General features: G+C 63.7%; 12 protein-coding genes. 7 read left to right on the top strand and 5 right to left on the bottom strand.

The genetic code is table 11. The features are described 5' to 3' along the window. Nucleotides 1-5: 5 nt before the first annotated feature. The 6 genes from RR51_RS12060 to RR51_RS12035 all read left to right on the top strand — a co-directional run bounded on the left by RR51_RS12060 (nucleotide 6) and on the right by RR51_RS12035 (nucleotide 6,791). Nucleotides 6-983 carry a glycosyltransferase family 2 protein gene (locus RR51_RS12060; protein ID WP_039613633.1) on the top strand — a complete coding sequence of 326 codons (978 nt, stop codon included), beginning with the start codon at nucleotides 6-8 and terminating at the stop codon, nucleotides 981-983. Between the two features lie 9 nt (nucleotides 984-992). Beyond that, a complete protein-coding gene (locus tag RR51_RS12055) occupies nucleotides 993-1,997 on the top strand; it encodes a VirK/YbjX family protein (protein ID WP_039613632.1) in 1,005 nt (334 codons plus the stop codon). Nucleotides 1,998-2,057: 60 nt separating this feature from the next. Then, on the top strand, nucleotides 2,058-3,260 hold the full coding sequence (locus RR51_RS12050; protein WP_039613631.1) for a glycosyltransferase: 1,203 nt from the start codon (nucleotides 2,058-2,060) through the stop codon (nucleotides 3,258-3,260). Next, on the top strand, nucleotides 3,257-4,444 hold the full coding sequence (locus RR51_RS12045; RefSeq protein ID WP_039613630.1) for a glycosyltransferase family 2 protein: 1,188 nt from the start codon (nucleotides 3,257-3,259) through the stop codon (nucleotides 4,442-4,444). Before RR51_RS12050 ends, RR51_RS12045 begins: the two co-directional genes overlap by 4 nt. Beyond that, nucleotides 4,444-5,220 carry a WecB/TagA/CpsF family glycosyltransferase gene (locus RR51_RS12040; protein ID WP_039613629.1) on the top strand — a complete coding sequence of 259 codons (777 nt, stop codon included), beginning with the start codon at nucleotides 4,444-4,446 and terminating at the stop codon, nucleotides 5,218-5,220. Before RR51_RS12045 ends, RR51_RS12040 begins: the two co-directional genes overlap by 1 nt. A 149-nt stretch (nucleotides 5,221-5,369) precedes the next feature. Further along, entirely contained in the window at nucleotides 5,370-6,791 is a 1,422-nt protein-coding gene (locus RR51_RS12035) for an undecaprenyl-phosphate glucose phosphotransferase (RefSeq protein ID WP_039613628.1), read from the top strand. 170 nt (nucleotides 6,792-6,961) lie between these two features. On the opposite strand, the gene RR51_RS12030 is transcribed toward RR51_RS12035, so the two are convergent. After that, on the bottom strand, nucleotides 6,962-7,903 hold the full coding sequence (locus tag RR51_RS12030; RefSeq protein WP_013972698.1) for a LysR substrate-binding domain-containing protein: 942 nt from the start codon (nucleotides 7,901-7,903) through the stop codon (nucleotides 6,962-6,964). 146 nt (nucleotides 7,904-8,049) lie between these two features. Here RR51_RS12030 and RR51_RS12025 point away from each other — a divergent pair, with 146 nt between their 5' ends. After that, nucleotides 8,050-9,426, top strand: coding sequence for an L-serine ammonia-lyase (locus tag RR51_RS12025; RefSeq protein ID WP_039613627.1), 1,377 nt, complete (start codon nucleotides 8,050-8,052; stop codon nucleotides 9,424-9,426). Between the two features lie 140 nt (nucleotides 9,427-9,566). Here RR51_RS12025 and RR51_RS12020 read toward each other — a convergent pair whose 3' ends face one another. The 4 genes from RR51_RS12020 to RR51_RS12005 form a co-directional block, all read right to left on the bottom strand. After that, nucleotides 9,567-10,244: a DUF3313 domain-containing protein gene (locus RR51_RS12020; RefSeq protein ID WP_039613626.1), complete on the bottom strand. Its 678-nt coding sequence runs from the start codon at nucleotides 10,242-10,244 to the stop codon at nucleotides 9,567-9,569. 204 nt (nucleotides 10,245-10,448) lie between these two features. Continuing rightward, a complete protein-coding gene (locus tag RR51_RS12015; RefSeq protein ID WP_039613625.1) occupies nucleotides 10,449-11,744 on the bottom strand; it encodes an NAD(P)/FAD-dependent oxidoreductase in 1,296 nt (431 codons plus the stop codon). Between the two features lie 13 nt (nucleotides 11,745-11,757). Continuing rightward, the gene (locus tag RR51_RS12010; RefSeq protein ID WP_039613624.1) at nucleotides 11,758-12,846 is read right to left on the bottom strand and encodes a polyamine ABC transporter substrate-binding protein; all 1,089 of its coding nucleotides are present in this window, start codon (nucleotides 12,844-12,846) and stop codon (nucleotides 11,758-11,760) included. A gap of 139 nt (nucleotides 12,847-12,985) precedes the next feature. Then, nucleotides 12,986-14,344, bottom strand: coding sequence for a glutamine synthetase family protein (locus tag RR51_RS12005; protein ID WP_013972693.1), 1,359 nt, complete (start codon nucleotides 14,342-14,344; stop codon nucleotides 12,986-12,988). Nucleotides 14,345-14,385 lie beyond the last annotated feature (41 nt).

Raw genomic sequence — 14,385 nt, 5'->3', positions numbered from 1 at the left:
GGCCCATGGCGAGCGGCATCGGTGTGGTGGTGATTGGCCGCAACGAAGGCCTGCGCCTGGAGCGTTGCCTGCGTTCGCTGCTACAGGGTACGGACAAGATCATGTACGTCGACTCCGGCTCTACCGATGGTTCACCGCACTTGGCCCGCAGCTTGGGGGTAGAGGTATTGGCGCTGGACATGGACACCCCGTTCACTGCGGCACGCGCGCGCAACGAAGGCTTTTTCGCCTTGCAACGGCGGTTGCCGTCGCTGCAACGGGTGCAGTTCGTCGATGGCGATTGCGAGGTGGATGGCGGCTGGCTGGCCACGGCGCAGGCGTTTCTCGACGACCACCCCGACGTGGCCGTGGTGTGTGGCCGCCGACGCGAGCGCTTCCCCCAGCGGTCGGTGTACAACCTGTTGTGCGACCTGGAGTGGGACACCCCCATTGGCGAGGCCAAGGCGTGTGGTGGCGATGCCCTGATGCGAGCAGATGCCTTTGCCGCCGTCGGCGGCTTTCGCCCCGAGCTGATTGCCGGAGAGGAGCCCGAGCTGTGCGTGCGCCTGCGGGCTAAGGGCTGGAAAGTCTGGCGCCTGGACGCCGAGATGACCCTGCACGACGCCGGCATGACCCGTTTCAGCCAGTGGTGGCGGCGTAGTCTGCGCGCTGGCCACGCCTATGCCGAAGGGGCTTACCTGCATGGTCAGCCGCCCGAGCGGCACTGGTTGCGCGAATCGCGCCGCGCTTGGCTGTGGGGTCTGGGCATCCCCGTGGCAATCGTGCTGGCCTGCCTGCTGCTGGGCGGCTGGGGCCTGCTCTTGCTGGCGGTCTACCCGCTGCAGGCCGTACGCCTGGCCCGCCGTGGTGGCAAGTCGGTGAGGGAGAACTGGCTACAGGCGGTGTTTCTGGTATTGGGCAAGTTCCCGGAAATGCTCGGGCAACTGAAGTTCCTGCGCCACCGCATCGCGGCCGGCAAATCGACGTTGATCGAGTACAAGTGAGAGAGGCCCATGATGCTCGGCACGATCGTCAAAAGCGTGTTTACCTTGCAACCGGGCTACTCGTTGCGGGCGCTGAACAACAAGTGCAGGTTGGCGCTGCAGATTGCCAGGCAATGGCCTGAACTGAATGCCTTCCTGCAGCGCATGACGGCGGCGCTGGGCCAGCAAGGCTTGCAGCGGCTAGGGGTGGATTGCATCGGTGTCGTGCAGTGGCCTTACCTCAGCAAATGCTGGGAAGCCCCGCAGCGCCTGGAGGTGGTGGCTTCGCACTTCGAAGTGCTGGCCGGGCAGTTTCCGGCGCTGTTGCTGCTGGGGCGGGACGAAAGCCTGACGTTGTGCGAGCTGTCCAGCCATTCGCCGGGTTGTCGTCTGGTTTTGGACCGGCCGATCTGGTTCAAGCGCGAAGGCGAGTTGGTATTGAACCTGTTCCAGAGCGACTTGCGCGTGGCATCCCTGGCGTTCAGCCTGTGCCGCAGCCAGGGCGAGCTTTGCCTGTTCATCGGTGCCGTGCAGGGCATCCACAAGGGGATCGACAGCGAAACTTCACTGGCCATCTACCGCGACCTGACCAAGGACTTCGAAGGGTTGCGCCCGCGCAGCCTGCTGATCGAGGCATTGAAGTGCCTGGCCAGGACCCTGGGCGTGGCGCACCTGTATGCCGTCAGTGACGCCTGCCGCCACCATCGGCACGCGTATTTTGGCAACGACAAAGGCCACGACCTGGCGGCCAATTATGATGTGATCTGGCTGGAGCACGGCGCTACCGCATCGAACCATGCTGACTTCTTCGCCCTTCCGCTGGCTGCGGTACAGCGGGCGGAACAGGATATTCCGGCGAAGAAACGGGCAATGTACCGCCGCCGCCAGGTGCTGCTCGACGATGTTTTCGCCCGCTTGCAGGCCGTGTTGCCAGGCAGCGGTCACAACCTTGAACTACAAGGGGAACAGGGGGATGTATCTGACGAGATGGCATCGGCGGGGCCCCGGCCGCCGGTAGTCGACAGCCTGAAGTAATCGCCAGCCCTGCCGCGGCAGGTCTGAATGTTCACTACGCGGGTCTTGATCTGGATTTCTATGCGCATTGCTTACTTCATAAACCAGTACCCGAAGGTCAGCCACAGTTTCATCCGCCGCGAGATCCTGGCGCTGGAGCGCCAGGGGGTAGAGGTGCAGCGTATTGCCCTGCGCGGGTGGGACGCCGAGTTGCAGGATGCCGACGACGCGAGCGAGCGGGCCAAGACCCGCTATGTGCTGCAGCATGGCATCAAGGGGTTGCTGGCACCGGCCTGGCAAGTGCTGCGGGCACAGCCGCGCCGGTTCTTCCGGGCGCTGCAGTTGGCCATGCGCGTTGGCTTGCGGGCCGACCGCGCCTGGCCCTACCACCTGGTCTACCTGGCCGAGGCCTGCCAGGTACTGCAATGGTTGCAGGCTGGCGAGGCAAGACATGTGCATGCACATTTCGGCACCAATTCCACCGAGGTGGTGATGCTGGCCAATGTGCTGGGCGGGCCGGCCTACAGCTTTACCGTGCACGGGCCGGAGGAGTTCGACAAGCCGCAGTTTCTGCACATGGGCGAGAAGGTGCGGCGTGCCGCATTTGTCGCGGCGGTCAGCTCGTACGGGCGCAGCCAGTTGTTTCGCTGGGTGGCACACGACCACTGGGCCAAGGTGAAGGTGGTGCATTGCGGCCTCGAGCGCAGTTTCCATGAGGTGGCACCGGTTGGCGTGCCCACGGCGCCGCGCCTGGTGTGCGTCGGCCGCCTGTGCGAACAGAAAGGCCAGTTGCTGCTGCTCGAGGCCGCGCGAGTACTGGCCGCCCGTTCGATCGCCTTCGAACTGGTGCTGGCCGGCGCCGGTGAAATGCGTGGCCAGGTCGAGGCGTTGATTGCACGGCATGGCTTGCAGCAGCAGGTGCGCATCACCGGCTGGATCAGCAGCGCACAGGTGCGCGAGGAAATCCTGGCGGCGCGTGCGCTGGTGCTGCCCAGCTTTGCCGAAGGTTTGCCGGTGGTGATCATGGAGGCGATGGCCTTGCGCAGGCCAGTGCTGACCACCTATGTGGCAGGCATTCCCGAGCTGGTGCGGCCGGGCGAAAACGGCTGGTTGTTCCCTGCCGGCGCCGTGGACGAGCTGGCAGCGGCCATGGCCGATTGCCTGGCACAACCTGCCGAAGTGCTGCAGCGCATGGGCGAGGCGGCACGCCAGCGTGTGCTGCAACGGCATGACATCGATACCGAGGCGGCCAGGCTGGCCAGCTATTTCAAGGCATCCGCATGATGAGTGTATTGGCTTGGATACTGGGCATGCTGGCGGCCATCGTCCTGTTGCCGGTGCTGCTGCTGTTGGTGCAGGTGCTGATGGCGTGCCTGCCTGCACGCGCGCAGCCGATGGGCAACACCGCCCGTCCGCAGGTGGCAGTGCTGGTGCCAGCTCACGACGAGGCTTCGATAATTGGTGCCACGCTGGCGAGCATTGCTCCGCAGTTGCGGCCTGGCGACCGCTTGCTGGTGGTGGCGGACAACTGCACTGACGACACCGCGCAACTGGCGCGCGAGGCGGGTGCCGAAGTGGTGGAGCGCCACGATGCACGGTTGCGCGGCAAGGGCTACGCCTTGGACTTCGGCGTGCGCCACCTGGCCGACCAGCCGCCCGAGGTGGTGATCGTGGTGGATGCCGACTGCCAGGTGGGCGAGGGGGCGATCGAGCGCCTGGCGCGGCGCTACCGCGAAGTCGCTCGCCCGGTGCAGGCGCTGTACCTGATGTACGCACCGGCAGGGGCTGGGTTGACAGTGCAGGTTGCCGAGTTCGCCTGGCGGGTCAAGAACCTGGTGCGCCCGCGTGGTTGGGCGCGGCTGGGCCTGCCATGCCAGCTGATGGGCGCCGGCATGGCATTCGGCTGGCGTGACCTGGCCTTGATCGACCTGGCCAACGGGCACCTGGTGGAGGATGTGAAGCTGGGCCTGGACCTGTGCCAGCAGGGCAAGCCGCCAGTGTTCTGCCCCGAGGCCGTGGTCAGCAGCCGTTTCCCTGCCAGCCAGCAAGGCCTGGGCAGCCAGCGCACCCGCTGGGAACATGGGCACCTGAGCCTGATGCTGGCCGATGCGCCCAAGCGTGCGCTGGCGGCAATCACCCAGCGTAACGGCAGCTTGCTGGCCATGACCCTGGACCTGCTGGTGCCGCCGCTGGCGTTGCTGGTGCTGGCTTTGCTCGGCCTAAACCTGGTGGCCTGGCTGGCGTACCTGCTGTTCGGCCTGGCGGCACCTGCGTGGATCGCCCTTTGCGCGCTGGCCTTGCTCGGCCTTGCCGTCGCAGTGGCCTGGGCGCGTTTCTGTCGCGAACTGATCCCGTTCTCCGTGCTGCTGTACGCGCCGTTCTACGCTGCAAGGAAGCTCCCCTTGTATTTGCGGTTCCTGATCAAGCGACAGGTTGAATGGGTACGTTCGAAACGGGATGAAGACTGATGGCTCATTGGCAAGAACGCTGGAACACCCTTGTCGGCAAGCTCGAAGTGGTGCCGGATGCCACTGCCGCGCAGCGCCTGCTGGACAGGCTCAGCGCCCCGGAAGCCACGACCGTGCTGGGTTTCGTCAATGCCCATGCAATGAACCTGGTGGTTCGTGATGGCGCCTGCTACCAGGCATTGTCGGCGGCCGGCGTGCTGCTGCGCGACGGTTCCGGCCTCGCGATCCTGTATCGTCGGCTGGGGCTTGAGCCAGGGCTCAACATGAATGGCACCGACTTCATTCCTCGGCTTCTGGCTGCCTACCGCGGGCGGCGGGTTGCGTTCTGGGGCACCCGACCGCCTTACCTGGACCAGGCCGTGCAGCGCAGCACAGCCACGTTCGGGGTGGTGCCGGTGTCGGTCCACGATGGCTTTGCCAGCGTCGATACCTACCTGCAACTGGCCAGGGAGTCGCAACCTGAGCTGATCGTGCTGGGCATGGGAATGCCCAGGCAGGAGGTTGTGGCGGCAAGGCTGGCGGCCGCTGGGGGGCCGTGCCTGATCGTGTGCGGTGGCGCGATCCTGGATTTTCTCGGCGGCAAGGTCAGCCGGGCGCCCGAGTGGTTGCGGCGGTTGGGTGGGGAGTGGCTGTATCGGCTGTTGCGCGAGCCGAAGCGTTTGTTCATTCGCTATGTCGTGGGCAACCCGTTGTTCCTCGTGCGTACCCTGCTGTTCCGCCGCGACGGCGGACGGCCAGGCACACCGTATGAGCGCCAGAATCCGCACGAACGGTGATTCCGGGCACGCTGATGGCGGATGGCTGCTACAGTTTGATCAATGGCTTGCGGCTGCAGGATTTTGCTCCACGGGCTTTGCATGAGCCGTTGTCAAGGCTTGCTTGTTGGTGGAAGGCATTTGCTGCGCGCAGATTGATGAGGTCTGAAATGGTCTTAGAGCCCAGAAGCAGTCGTTCCTTACTGCAGAGAAGAAGCAGCGTAAGTAACGCCATTCAGGCCGGCCTCGATGGAATTGCAGTCACCGGTATTGCGTGGTACCTGATCTACGACCAGTTCGGCTACATCACTTCCGATTACGTGATCATGCTGCTGTTGCTGGTTGGCGCACTGGCAGTCATCTACGATCACTATGCGATCTACCGTACCAACGTCGGGCTTTCCATCAAGGCTTTCCGGCTGTTCAAGGCCTGGTCGGCAACCTTTTGCTTCCTGGTGGTCATGGCCTTCCTGGCCAAACAGAGCGAAACCTATTCGCGACTGCTGGTCGTGCAGTTGTTCATCATTGGCTACATCGCCCAGTTGTTCCTGCACTTTGCCGTGCGCGAATTGCAAAAGCGCTTTACCGCCCATGCACGCCTGGACAACGCCCTGATCATTGGCGCCGGTGACTTGGCCAACTTCCTGTATCAGAAAATCAGCAACAACCCCTGGTTCGGCGAACGCGTGCTGGGTTGCGTGCTGATCGACAATGCCGATGAGCCGGGGCGCGAAAGTGCCGAAGGAAAGCAGCGCATGCCGGTGCTCGGGCTTATTGCCGACCTCGACGATATCGTGGCCCGCCATGGCATTCGCACGGTGTACCTGGTGACCCCGCTGGGCGGTTCCGAGGTCATCAACGATGTGTATCTCAAGTTGCTCGACAAATGCATTGCGGTGAACTGGGTACCGGATATCTTCTCGTTGCGCCTGATCAATCACAGCGTGCGGGAAATTGCCGGCATACCTGTGCTGACCTTGTCGGAAACACCGTTGACGGGCATGAGCCTGTTCTTGAAGAACCTCGAGGACAGGGTGTTGGCGGCGCTGATCCTGTTGCTGGCATCGCCGGTGTTGCTGGCCGTTGCGCTGGCCATCAAGCTCGATAGCCGAGGCCCGGTTTTCTTCCGTCAGGAGCGCACCGGCTGGACGGGGGAGGCGTTCCGTATCTGGAAGTTCAGGAGCATGCATGTCCACCAGCCGGAAGATGGCGTGGTGAAGCAGGCGCAGAGGGATGACCCACGGCTGACCCGGGTCGGCGCCTTTATCCGCCGCACCAGCCTCGATGAACTGCCGCAGTTGTTCAATGTGCTGACCGGGGAGATGTCGCTGGTAGGGCCGCGGCCGCATGCGTTGCAGCATGACACGCTGTATTCGCAGGACATCGTCGACTACTTCGCTCGCCACAATATCAAGCCTGGCATGACCGGCCTGGCGCAGGTGCGTGGGTTCAGGGGCGAAACCAGGGATATCGAACAGATGATCCAGCGGGTGGACTCGGACATCGAGTACATCAATAACTGGTCGCTGTGGCTGGATTTCGTCATCCTGGTGCGCACGTTGAATGCGTTTACCGGCAAGCAGGCCTACTGAAGCACAAATCTCGCAAGCGCTCTGCGCACCCTGTGGGAGCGGGTTTACCCGCGAAGAATCCAACGCGGTGCATGGCGCCGGCTGCGCCGGTGTTCGCGGCTAAAGCCGCTCCCACAGGGTCCTTGCCAATTCAATGAGTCATTTGCAGCGTGCAAGCGCAATTGGCTGGCCTAGTCTTTGTTCAGCGGGTGCAACTCCCTGAACCCCCGCGCTTCCTCCACCAGCCAGTCATGCACCGCCCGCGCCCCCGGCTGGTTAAGCCCGCCCGGTGGGTAATGCACTACATAGCGCTTGTGATTGGCGATAGGCACCCCGAACGGCACGATCAGTGCGCCGCGCTCCAGTTCGTCGTTGAGCAGCGTGCGCCGGGCAATCGCCACGCCAATGCCGGCAATCGCCGCCTCGATGGTCAGGTGGTTGCGGTTGAAGGTATGCCCGCGCCGCACATCCAGGCCGGCGGCGCCGATGCCCTCCAGGTAGAACTCCCATTCGGCATATTCCGAACTGCCGCGCCAGGCCGTTATGTCGTGCAGCAGCGGGTAGTGCACAAGGTCCGCCGGCCCGTGCAGCGGCGGGCGCCCGCGCAGCAAGGTGGGGGAGCACACGGGGAAGATCTGCTCGTCCAGCAGTGGTGTCGAGAGCATGCCGGGGTAGCTGCCATCGTTCAGGTCGATGGCCAGGTCGAAATCGCCCGGGGTCAACGCCTGGGCACTGTCTTCGGCCACCAGACGCAGCTCGATGTCCGGGTAGCGTTGTTGAAAGCGCGGAAGGCGAGGCGTGAGCCATTTGGCCAGGAACGACGGGATCGAGCGCAGGCGCAAGGTGCCGCGGATTTCACCCGCGTCCAGGCGCAGCAGTTCGGCTTCGATGCTGCCGTAGGCTTCGGTCACCGTCTGTGCCAGGCGTTGCCCTTCGGCGCTCAGTTCCACACCACGTGCCCGACGCAGGAACAGCTGGTAGCCCAGGCGTTCCTCCAGCTGGCGCATCTGTTGGCTGACGGCACCCGGGGTAATGTGCAGCTCTTCGGCACAGCGGGTGAAGGACAAGTGCCGGGCCGCACAGGCGAACACGTGTAGCCAGACGAACGTCTGGCCATTGAGTTGTCGTCGCATCGTTTAGTACCACTAAAGCCTTGCTTAGGAAGTTTCGTTGGTCATCCGTGAGCCAGCGCGGCAGTATCGCGCAAAATCGCAATATCGCTCAATTTCTCCAGATAACCGTCCTGCGGTTTCATACCCGGGCACGGTCAGGCATTAGCATGGCTATCAGTGTTTTCGACCTTTTCAAAATCGGCATCGGGCCGTCCAGTTCCCACACCGTCGGCCCGATGCGGGCGGCGGCTACCTTTGCCCAGGCCCTGCGCGAACAGGGGCTGCTGGCCCGGGCAAGCCGTGTCGAGGTGCGGTTGTACGGGTCGCTGTCGGCCACCGGGGTTGGCCATGCCACCGATCGCGCCTGCCTGCTCGGCCTGATGGGCCAGTGGCCGGACCGCATCGACCCGGCCACCATCGAGTCGCGCATTGGCCAGGTGATGCAGGAGCACTGCCTGATGCTCGATGGCAGCCACCCGCTGGCGTTCGAGTACAGCCGCGACATGCTGCTGCTCGACGAGAACCTGCCGTACCACCCCAATGCCATGAGCCTGGAAGCCATGGACGGGCAGGGCAGCCTGTTGCGCCAGACCTACTATTCGGTGGGCGGTGGCTTTATCGTCGAGCAAGCCGAGATCGATGCGCCAGCGGTCGAAGCGAACGCGGTGGTGCTGCCGTACGAGTTCGACAGCGCTGCGCAATTGCTGGCCTTGTGCAAGGGCCATGGCTTGAGTGTGGCGCAGCTGATGATGGCCAACGAATGCGCCTGGCGCCCGGAGGCCGAGGTACGCGAGGGCCTGCTGCGGATCTGGGGTGCCATGTGTGAATGCGTCGACAATGGCCTGCGCAATGAAGGCATCCTGCCGGGCGGGTTGCACGTCAAGCGCCGTGCGGCGCGGCTGCATCGCAGCCTGCAGGAGCTGGGCAAGCCCAACGTGATCGGTTCCACCCTCAGCGCCATGGAATGGGTCAACCTGTTCGCCCTTGCGGTGAATGAAGAGAATGCCGCCGGCGGGCGCATGGTCACAGCGCCTACCAATGGTGCGGCCGGCATCATTCCGGCGGTGCTGCATTACTACACGAAGTTCAACCCGGGGGCGTGCGACGCGGACGTGGTGGACTTCCTGCTGGCGGCAGCGGCGGTCGGTATCCTGTGCAAGAAGAATGCGTCGATTTCCGGGGCCGAGGTTGGTTGCCAGGGCGAGGTAGGTTCGGCCTGTTCGATGGCCGCTGCCGGCCTTGCCCAGGTGCTGGGCGCTACGCCGCCGCAGCTGGAAAATGCCGCCGAGATTGCCCTGGAGCATAACCTTGGGCTGACCTGCGACCCTGTCGGCGGCCTGGTGCAGGTGCCGTGCATCGAGCGCAACGCGATTGCTGCGGTGAAAGCGATCAACGCCGTGCAGATGGCGTTGCGGGGGGATGGCGAGCACTTCATCTCGCTCGACCGGGTGATCCGCACCATGCGTGATACCGGGGCGGACATGCATGCAAACTACAAGGAGACTTCGCGCGGCGGCCTGGCCGTTGCCTTCGTCGAATGCTGACGCGGTCAACTGTAGGAGCGGCCTTGTGTCGCGAAAGGGCTGCGAAGCAGCCCCAGCGATTTCAGCTTGAATACGTGGATCTGGGGCCGCTCCGCGCCCCATCGCGACACAAGGCCGCTCCTACATGGACCAGTGAGGCTTTAGCGGGCTTTCTGCTTCGCTTCCAGGAAACTCGCGCGCATGTCCTTGGCCCAGCCATCCAGCACCGGCTTGACGTCATTCAGGGTCAGTTGCGTGGTCTTGTTCTCCAGATCCTGCCCCGTGCCCTTGCGCACGACCTGGGCCAGCACTTTCTGACTGGCACCATCGAGGAACGCAGCTTCCACGCCGACATCCACCTCCTGGTCACGGCCGCCCATGGCGGTGTTCACACCGGCTGAAATCAGCGCGATAGGGATGACCTCATAAGGCTTGAGACCCTCGTTGCTGGTGGACACCGCAGTGATGGCCGGGCGCACCACGATCACGCCCGGGCCGGGGCCCTTGGCCAGCGGTACCACGCTGCCCATTTCACGGCGCAGCGCTTCGTTGAAGTAGCGGGTGATTTCCTGCAGCGTCTGCGCCGAGATGACCGGCGTCGGCTGCGGCTTGGGGTAGAACTGGCTGGGCTCGATGAACACCTGGCTGTACTGGTTGACGTTGACCTTGGGGTCGATCCAGCGCATCACCGGGTCACCCGACGGGCTCTTGGTTTCCTGCAGCCGGCTGTAATCCTTGAGGAAGCCGGAGTAGTCCTTTGGGTCCACGCGATTGCTGGAGCAGGCGGCCATGGTAAGCAGTGCGGCGCACAACAGGGTAATGCGGGGCAATGATTTCATGATGAAGATGCATCCATGATAGGTCGGCCAGAACAACGCTAGCAGGTGCGGGGCAGTTGGCCAGTGGGTAGGTTCAATCGATTGTGAAATGGTAGAAAGTTGGAGGGGTTGGAAGGGTTTGTCTTGAGTTTTTCTGCGCCTGTGAGACCGAGCGCCGCCCGCGCGGCGCTCGGTCTCACAGGCGCCGCAAAGCTCGTGGCGAACTCAACCCAGCACCTCCCGCAATCGATACCACAACATCCCCAGCGCCAGCAGCGGCGAGCGTAGTGCCTTGCCGCCGGGGAAGGTCAGGTGTGGCACGGCGCTGAACACGTCCAGCCCCTGGCTGTGGCCGAGCGCGATGCTTTCGGCCAGCAGTTTCGCTGTCCAGTGCGTCACGTTCAGCCCATGCCCGGAATAGCCCTGGGCGTAGTAAACATTGGGGTGCTGGCTGAGGCGCCCGACTTGGGGGAAGCGGTTGGCGGTGATGCCGATCATGCCTCCCCACTGGTATTCGATACGCACGTTGGCCAGTTGCGGAAACACCTTCAGCACCTTGGGCCGCATGTAGGCGGCGATGTCCTTGGGGTCGCGACCGGAATAGTGGCAGGCGCCGCCGAACAGCAAGCGCCGGTCTGCCGTGAGGCGGTAGTAGTCCAGGCCGACTTTCTGGTCGCACAGCGCCATGTTCTGCGGGATCAGGCTGCTGGCCAGTGACTCGGGCAATGGCTCGGTAGCCACCACGTAGCTGCCGGCCGGCAGCACCTTGCCGCTCAGGCGTGGCTCCAGTTCATCGAGGTGTGCGTTGCAGCCCAACACCAGGCTGCCTGCCCGCACCCTGCCACGAGCCGTGTGCAGGGTCACGCGGGGGCCATGCTCGATGCGCAACACCGGGCTTTGCTCGAAGATGCGTACGCCCAGGCCATGGGCGGCGCGGGCTTCGCCCTGGACCAGATCAAGCGGGTGTAGGTGGCCCGAGCCCATGTCTACCAGGCCGCCGGCGTATTGGTCGCTGGCAACGATTTCATGCAGCCGGTCGGCACTGACCAGGCGGGTTTCAGGGCGATAGCCGAGTGCGACGAGATCGTCCTGTTCGCCCTTGAAGGCGGCGAACTGCGCAGGGGTGTTGGCCAGTTCGCAGAAGCCCCAGCGCAGGTCGCAGGCAATGCCGTACCGGGCGATGCGGCTGGCCACCAGCGCTACCGAATCGATGCCGGCCTGTTTCAGGTATTGCACGCCGTCCTGGCCGACATGCCGGGCAAAGCCGCTGACGTCATGGCCGATGCCGCGAATCAGCTGGCCGCCATTGCGGCCGCTGGCACCCCAGCCGATGCGTCGGCCCTCCAGCAGCACCACCGAGAGGCCGCGCTCGGCCAGTTCCAGGGCGGTATTGACCCCGGTCAGCCCGCCGCCGACCACGCACACATCGGCGCTCAGCTCGCCGTCCAGGCTGGGGTAGGGCGCCGCATCGCGTGCCGTGGCGGCATAGTACGAAGCGGTGTGTTGGGTAGTGAAAGACATGGGCGTTCTCGGCTCAGCGGTTGGACTTGATCTTGCTCCAGGAGCGAGTCATGACACGCATGATCTTCGGGCTCGGCGTGCTGGAGATGTACAGCTTGTCCAGCACGTCCTGGGGTGGGTAGATCTCAGGGTTGTTTACCAGCGATGCGTCCATGTAGGCCTGGGCATCGGGGTTTGCATTGGCATATCCGACCGTGGCGCTGACCTTGGCGATCACCTTGGGGTCGAGCAGGTAGTTGATGAACGCCAGGGCCTGTTCGGGGTTGTTGGCGTCCTTGGGGATGGCCAGCAGGTCGAACCACAGGTTGCTGCCTTCCTTGGGAATGCTGTAGGCGATCTTTACCCCGCTCTTCGCTTCCACGGCGCGGTTGGCGGCCTGGAACACGTCGCCGGAGTAGCCGAAGGCCACGCAGACATCGCCATTGGCCAGGTCGGAAACGTACTTGGAGGAGTGGAAGTAGGTGATATAGGGGCGCAGTTCGAGCAGGCGGGCTTCCGCCTTGGCGTAGTCGGCCGGTTTTTCGCTGCGCGGGTTCATGCCCAGGTAGTTGAGCACGGCCGGGAACAGTTCGTCGGGCGAGTCCATGAACGCCACGCCGCATTGCTTGAGCTTTTTCAGGTTCTCGGGCTCGAACAGCACCGCCCATGAATCGATATGGTCGACGCCCAGGGCCGCCTTGACCTTGTCGATGTTGTAGCCGATGCCGTTGGTACCCCACAGGTAGGGTACGGCGTACTGGTTGCCCGGGTCGTTCTGTTCAAGTTGCTTGAGCAGCTTGGGGTCCAGATGCTGCCAGTTCGGCAGCTTGCTGCGGTCCAGCGGCAGGAAGGCACCCGCCTGTGCCTGGCGTGCGAGGAAGTGGTTGGATGGCACCACTACGTCATAGCCGGTGCGCCCGGCCAGCAGCTTGCCTTCCAGTGTTTCGTTGGAGTCGAACACGTCATAGACCACCTTGATCCCGCTGCTGGCCTGGAAGTCGGCCACGGTGGTGTCACCGATGTAGTCGGTCCAGTTGTACACGCTGACCGAGGGAGTGGCCTGGGTAGTGGTGGCGAACAGCAGGGTGAATGCGGCGGGGATCAGGGCTTGCAGATGACGCATGGGGACACCTCGTTGGTATTGTTCTTCGAGTTCGGTGCAGGGGCTCGTGCCCTGTGGGAGCGGGTTTACCCGCGAATACGTCGTTGAATGCACCACAGCATTCGCGGGTAAACCCGCTCCCACAGGTACCGCGAAAAGGTCAGACGCTCAGCATCAGGAATTCACGCTCCCACGAACTGATAACCCGCTTGTAGTTCTCGTGCTCGGCACGCTTGACCGCCACGTAACCCTGGACGAATTGCTTGCCCAGGTACTGCTGCACGGTCTCGCAGTCTTCCATGTGCTGCAGCGCGTCCTCGATGGTGATCGGCAGGCGCAGGTTGCGCCGCTCGTAGGCACGGCCCTGCACAGGTGCGCTGGGCTCGATGCGCTCGACCATGCCCAGGTAGCCGCACAGAAGGCTGGCGGCGATTGCCAGGTACGGGTTGGCGTCGGCGCCCGGCAGGCGGTTTTCCACGCGCATTGCCTCGGGGCTTGACGTGGGTACGCGCAGCCCGGCGGTACGGTTTTCCTCACCCCACTCGACGTTCACCGGTGCCGAGGTGTCCGGCAGGAAGCGGCGGAACGAGTTGACGTTGGGCGCGAACATCGGCAGCAGCTTGGGGATGTACTTCTGCAAACCGCCGATGTGGTACAGGAACAGCTGGCTCATGCTGCCGTCTTCATTGGCGAAGATCGGCTTGCCGGTGGCGATGTCGACCACGCTCTGGTGCAGGTGCATGGCACTGCCGGGCTCATCGGTGATCGGCTTGGCCATGAAGGTGGCGGCCACGTTGTGCTTGAGCGCGGCTTCACGCATGGTGCGCTTGAACACGGTGATCTGGTCGGCCAGGTCCAGGGCGTCGCCATGGCGGAAGTTGATCTCCATCTGCGCCGGGCCGTCTTCATGGATCAGTGTGTCCAGGTCCAGGCCCTGGATCTCGCACCAGTCGTAGACGTCTTCGAACAGCGGATCGAACTCGTTGGCGGCATCGATCGAGAACGACTGGCGGCCGCTTTCGGCACGGCCGGAACGCCCCAGCGGCACTTGCAGCGGCAAGTCCGGGTCTTCGCAGCGCTGGGTCAGGTAGAACTCCATCTCCGGTGCCACGATTGGCTGCCAGCCTTTGTCTGCATAAAGCTTGAGCACTTTCTTCAGCACGTTGCGCGGTGACAGTTCGATGGGGTTGCCTTGCTTGTCGAAGGTGTCGTGGATAACGATCGCGGTCGGCTCGATCGCCCACGGGATCTGGTACACGGCGCTCGGGTCTGGGCGGCAGACCATGTCGATGTCGGCGGCATCGAGCAGGTTGTAGTAGATGTCATCGTCGACATAGTCGCCGGTGACCGTTTGCAGCAGCACGCTCTCGGGCAGGCGCATGCCACGCTCGTGGAGAAACTTGGCGGTGGGTGCGATCTTGCCGCGGGCGATGCCGGTCAGGTCGCTGATCACGCATTCGACTTCGGTGATCCGGTGTTCTTTCAGCCAGGCGGACAGCTGATCGAAGGGGGCGTTCATACAGACCTCTTGGTTGGGTTTTGGTGTGGGAGCAAGCGTGC

The sequence above is a fragment of the Pseudomonas sp. C5pp genome, assembly GCF_000814065.1.
GTDB classification, from domain to species: domain Bacteria; phylum Pseudomonadota; class Gammaproteobacteria; order Pseudomonadales; family Pseudomonadaceae; genus Aquipseudomonas; species Aquipseudomonas asiatica.
Note: the sequence above shows the minus strand (reverse complement) of the source record. Positions and strands in the feature narration are given on the sequence as shown.

Excerpts from the sequence above, each read along its gene's own strand:
- RR51_RS12060 (WP_039613633.1), top strand. The coding sequence starts at position 6 with ATGGCGAGCGGCATCGGTGTGGTGGTGATTGGCCGCAACGAAGGCCTG.
- RR51_RS12055 (WP_039613632.1), top strand. The coding sequence starts at position 993 with ATGATGCTCGGCACGATCGTCAAAAGCGTGTTTACCTTGCAACCGGGC.
- RR51_RS12050 (WP_039613631.1), top strand. The coding sequence starts at position 2,058 with ATGCGCATTGCTTACTTCATAAACCAGTACCCGAAGGTCAGCCACAGT.
- RR51_RS12045 (WP_039613630.1), top strand. The coding sequence starts at position 3,257 with ATGATGAGTGTATTGGCTTGGATACTGGGCATGCTGGCGGCCATCGTC.
- RR51_RS12040 (WP_039613629.1), top strand. The coding sequence starts at position 4,444 with ATGGCTCATTGGCAAGAACGCTGGAACACCCTTGTCGGCAAGCTCGAA.
- RR51_RS12035 (WP_039613628.1), top strand. The coding sequence starts at position 5,370 with ATGGTCTTAGAGCCCAGAAGCAGTCGTTCCTTACTGCAGAGAAGAAGC.
- RR51_RS12030 (WP_013972698.1), bottom strand. The coding sequence starts at position 7,903 with ATGCGACGACAACTCAATGGCCAGACGTTCGTCTGGCTACACGTGTTC.
- RR51_RS12025 (WP_039613627.1), top strand. The coding sequence starts at position 8,050 with ATGGCTATCAGTGTTTTCGACCTTTTCAAAATCGGCATCGGGCCGTCC.
- RR51_RS12020 (WP_039613626.1), bottom strand. The coding sequence starts at position 10,244 with ATGAAATCATTGCCCCGCATTACCCTGTTGTGCGCCGCACTGCTTACC.
- RR51_RS12015 (WP_039613625.1), bottom strand. The coding sequence starts at position 11,744 with ATGTCTTTCACTACCCAACACACCGCTTCGTACTATGCCGCCACGGCA.
- RR51_RS12010 (WP_039613624.1), bottom strand. The coding sequence starts at position 12,846 with ATGCGTCATCTGCAAGCCCTGATCCCCGCCGCATTCACCCTGCTGTTC.
- RR51_RS12005 (WP_013972693.1), bottom strand. The coding sequence starts at position 14,344 with ATGAACGCCCCCTTCGATCAGCTGTCCGCCTGGCTGAAAGAACACCGG.